Annotated in this window: 3 protein-coding genes and 1 pseudogene; 3 read left to right on the top strand and 1 reads right to left on the bottom strand. The window is 24.8% G+C overall.

The window, feature by feature from the left end; all coding sequences use genetic code 11:
* Nucleotides 1–13 precede the first annotated feature (13 nt).
* The 3 genes and pseudogenes from E6A48_RS08165 (at nt 14) to E6A48_RS08175 (ending at nt 2,277) form a co-directional block, all read left to right on the top strand.
* Entirely contained in the window at nt 14–721 is a 708-nt protein-coding gene (locus E6A48_RS08165; RefSeq protein WP_219709594.1) for an acyl-[acyl-carrier-protein] thioesterase, read from the top strand.
* A gap of 68 nt (nt 722–789) precedes the next feature.
* Entirely contained in the window at nt 790–1,239 is a 450-nt protein-coding gene (gene rpiB, locus E6A48_RS08170) for a ribose 5-phosphate isomerase B (RefSeq protein WP_219709590.1), read from the top strand.
* A gap of 183 nt (nt 1,240–1,422) precedes the next feature.
* Nucleotides 1,423–2,277: pseudogene (locus E6A48_RS08175) on the top strand (Rpn family recombination-promoting nuclease/putative transposase).
* Between the two features lie 159 nt (nt 2,278–2,436).
* Here the strand turns inward: E6A48_RS08175 and E6A48_RS08180 are convergent.
* On the bottom strand, nt 2,437–4,029 hold the full coding sequence (locus E6A48_RS08180) for an ankyrin repeat domain-containing protein (RefSeq protein ID WP_219709592.1): 1,593 nt from the start codon (nt 4,027–4,029) through the stop codon (nt 2,437–2,439).
* Between the last annotated feature and the right edge of the window lie 229 nt (nt 4,030–4,258).

The raw sequence follows: 4,258 nt of genomic DNA on the forward strand, positions 1-4,258 counted from the left end.
AGGTTTACTAATTATGTATGAAATGAAAGCAGTTGTAGGTACTAGTCAGATTGATAAAGACGGACTTTTAAAAACTTCATCAATATTTGATTTAATGCAGGATTGTTCTTTTTTTCAATTAGATTCTGAAGAAGAGCTTACAAAATATTTTAATGAAAATAATGTGAGTATGTTTTTGGTATCTAGACAAGTTGATATATACAAGCTTCCAAAGTATAGTGACAAAGTGATAGTGCGTACTTATGTGTATGAATGCAATGAAGCTTATGGATACAGAAACACTGTGATATATGATGAAAATTATAATGAGCTTGTTATTTGTTATGCTATAGGTGGATTTGTTGATTTATCTAATGGTAATTTGATAAGAGTGCCTTCTGATTTTATTAAAAAAATTAACTTTGATGAAAAGCAGGAAATGAATTATCTGCCTAGAAAAATAAAAGTTGATAATAATGCGTTAAAAGAAGTTGATAGATTTAAAGTAAAAAAATATTTTATAGATGATAATAATCATGTTAATAATGCTAGATATATTGATATGGCAATAGATTATGTAGAAGATAATTATAAAAGAATAAGAATAGAATACAGAGTACCTGCTGCTCTAGGAGATACTATTGTTGTAAAGAAAGCTATAATTGATGATAAAGTTTTACTCAAATTTGATAGCGAAGATAATAAAACTTATGCTATATTAGAGTTTTCTTATAGCTTATAAATAATTTTACTTTGTTTATTATAAATTGATTTTAATATTAGAAAAAATATATATAAGGAAATAAAACTATGAAAATTGCTATAGGATGCGATCATTCAGCTGTTGAATTAAAAAAAGAGATAATAAAATATTTAGAAGAATTAGGACATACTGTTACTGATTATGGTACGTATACTACAGAAAGTGTAGACTATCCTATATATGGCAAAAAGGTTGCCGATGCTATTGTAGGCAAAGAATGCGAATGCGGAGTTTTGATATGCGGAACTGGTATAGGTATTTCACTTGCTGCTAATAAAGTTAAAGGAATAAGAGCGGCTGTTTGTAGTGAGCCTTATTCTGCTAAACTTTCTAAACAGCATAATAATTCTAATATCATAGCTTTTGGTGCTAGGGTAGTTGGAGTTGATTTAGCTAAGATGATAGTTAAAGAATGGCTTGATGCGGAATATGAAGGCGGAAGGCATGCTAGGAGAGTTGACTTGCTTACAAAAATAGAGAACGGTGAGGAAATTTAATTTAGACTATAATTGATTTTAATACAAAAGGGCTTTAAGGTTTTTAATTGTCTTAAAGCTCTTTTATTTTTTATAAAGTTTCTATATCTCAAGATTATAATAATTTAATATTTAGATTATATATAAAAAATAAGAAAATAATTAAAACTTTACTTTTGTAATTATTTTTTGTATAATAAAGTTATGAGTAGAAATATTAATGTATTGAATGATTATTTTGTGAGATATTTATTCTCATCATAAGACAGTAACGCTATACTGCTTGACTTTATTAATTCAATAATGCTTGATTCTAATATGAAAACTTTTAGAAGTGTAGAAATACTTACACCTTTTAACTATAAAGAAAATTATGAAGATAAAGAAACTATTGCAGATGTTAAGTGTATAACTCAAAATGGTGCAGTTGTTATAATAGAAATACAATTACAAGGCAATTCAAGATTTCCAGAAAGAATACTTTATTATTTGGCATCTAATTATAATAAACTTTTAAAACACGGAGAAAAATACGATGCCTTAACTCCTGTTATAAGTATAAATCTTCTTAATTTTAATTTAGATGATAATAATTTTATACATTCCTGCTATATGATTTATGACACTAATAATAAAAGATTATTAACAGACCATTTACAGATACATATATTAGAATTGAAAAAAATTAAATATGATTTATTATAGCCAGATTTAAATTGCTGGCTTAAATTTTTTACAATGAAAGAGAAAAATAATAAGGAGGAAATTATGTCAGAATTAGTAAAAGAAAAGCCTATAATGGAAGAAGTACAGAAAAGATATAATAACTTTATTAAAGATAGATTAATGATGAATGAGTACGATAAAAGACAGGCATACTTATATGGTAATCAAATAATGTTAGAGGAAGAAAGAAGGTTAGGCAGAGAAGAAGGTATTAAGGAAGGTATTAAAGAAAATCAAATATCTATGGCTAAAAATATGAAGAAAGATAATATAGATTTTAATACAATTTCTAAATATACAGGATTGAGTATAGAAGAAATAGAAAAATTATAAGTATATTGTAAATCAGCAAAAGCATTGAAAATATGCTAAAAGAGTTGGTTTCATTACGAAAATATAAAATGCTGAAGAATTTTAATTTTTGATGAATTAATTATTGATTTACAAGAACAAAGGGATTAGAGTTAATTAAAAAACTTTAATCCCTTTATTTTATTTATTATATTCTTCTATTAACTTACTAAAGAAACCTCTTTCTAAATCAATAGCTTTTATTCTGCTGGTATGATTAAATTTACTAGCATCTGTTTTGTAATTATAATAATGCTCTTCGTTTTTTTCTTCATTAGTATCTGACATATTATACTTAGAGAGAGAAAATTTATCTAAATAAAAATCATTATTTTCTATTATGAATGTATAATAATATGTACCCTCATCATCGATTGCTTCTATTGTCATATAGTTTCCTGATGAAGCAATATCATAAGTTTGTGAGTAGTCATCATTTTGCATTGGATAAAAGCCTGTTATAAACTGTGCTTTATTTTCATCGTTTTTATCTCTTTTCCATATAGTTATATAATTAAAATATTTATCGTTTACTTCAAAATCATATACATATTTTTCCATTAATATAAGGTTTTCTACATATTCTTCATTTAATATATGACTTTGTATTAAAATATATTTTTCATTATTGTTTGTAAACTCAGTTTGTGATGTAGGAGAATAAATGTAACTAGTATCTGCAAATTTAAAAGTTTGAGATATTTTATTTAATATTCTTATCATTAAATCTTCATTGTTGTTTCCAGTGATAACAGTATTAATTAAATTTGTAGGACTTAAAATAGGAAAATTTTCCATCAATACAAAAGATATATGGCTATCATAAGTATGAATACTTTCTAATTCTTCTCTATCTTGAAAGCAGTGAATAGTAATATCAGCATTGTTCTCTTTTAAATAATCCATAATATCATACTTTTCATAATATGCACTATACATTAAAGGAGTTCCCACATAACCATCGCTCATTCTGTTTATGGAATTGATATCAGCACCAAGATTTAAAAATAGTCTTACTAAATCTAAATTATCATTTAAAATTGCTTGAAATAATAAGTCGCTTTGTAATTGATAATCTATATCAGAAAAATAATAATTGGCAGATTCTAATTTTCTAATCAATTTTGATATTAAATTATAATTATTATTTTCTGAGTTAATTTTATTATATATTGTATTATAATCAAAATTAACTCCGCTGTCTAATAAATAATCTATAATCTTATCAGTATAATTGTAATTTAGTATTTCAGTATCATCTAAACTAATGCCGTGTTCAACAAGCCATCTTACTAAATCATTATAAGCATAATTTCTATAATCAAGTTTAGGTATTAACATTAATACATTATTTCCATTTTCATCTTTGCTATTTATGCCTTTTAATAATAAATCTTTTATAGGCTCTAATCTTTGTTTCTCTTCTTCTCTTCTTTCTTTTTTGGAATTATCGGATATTCCATAATCTGCTAATTCTGCGTCAATAGTTTTGTATAATATATTATCAACTTCTGCTTCTGTGTAATTTTTAATTGGATATTTATTTTTGAATTCAGGTTTTTTATTTCTTGCTGCAGTTGTTTGCTGACTTATAATTTGATTTGTATTTTGAGTATTATTATTGATTGTTATGTTTGTATTGTTATTAACTGTTGTATTGTTTTGTGTATTATCCGATTTATTATTGCAGCTTATTAAAAAGCTTAAAGCTATCATTAATATAATTTCTTTCATAAAACTTCCTTATTTATTCATTTTAAAATATTTAGAATATTAAAGGCATTATACTAATATATTTTTGAATTGTCAATTTTATTTATAAATAGGGTAGTAAAGTCTTATTTAAAATTATAAATATAATGATTATATGTTGTATAATATATAATTTATAAAATTGCAGTCCTTTTGCTTCTCGCCGAAGGCGTACTTCGTATGGGTCACCACCGAGTAGGTGCCTAATCGG

It is taken from the genome of Brachyspira pilosicoli (genome assembly GCF_019402445.1).
Classification (GTDB): domain Bacteria; phylum Spirochaetota; class Brachyspiria; order Brachyspirales; family Brachyspiraceae; genus Brachyspira; species Brachyspira pilosicoli_B.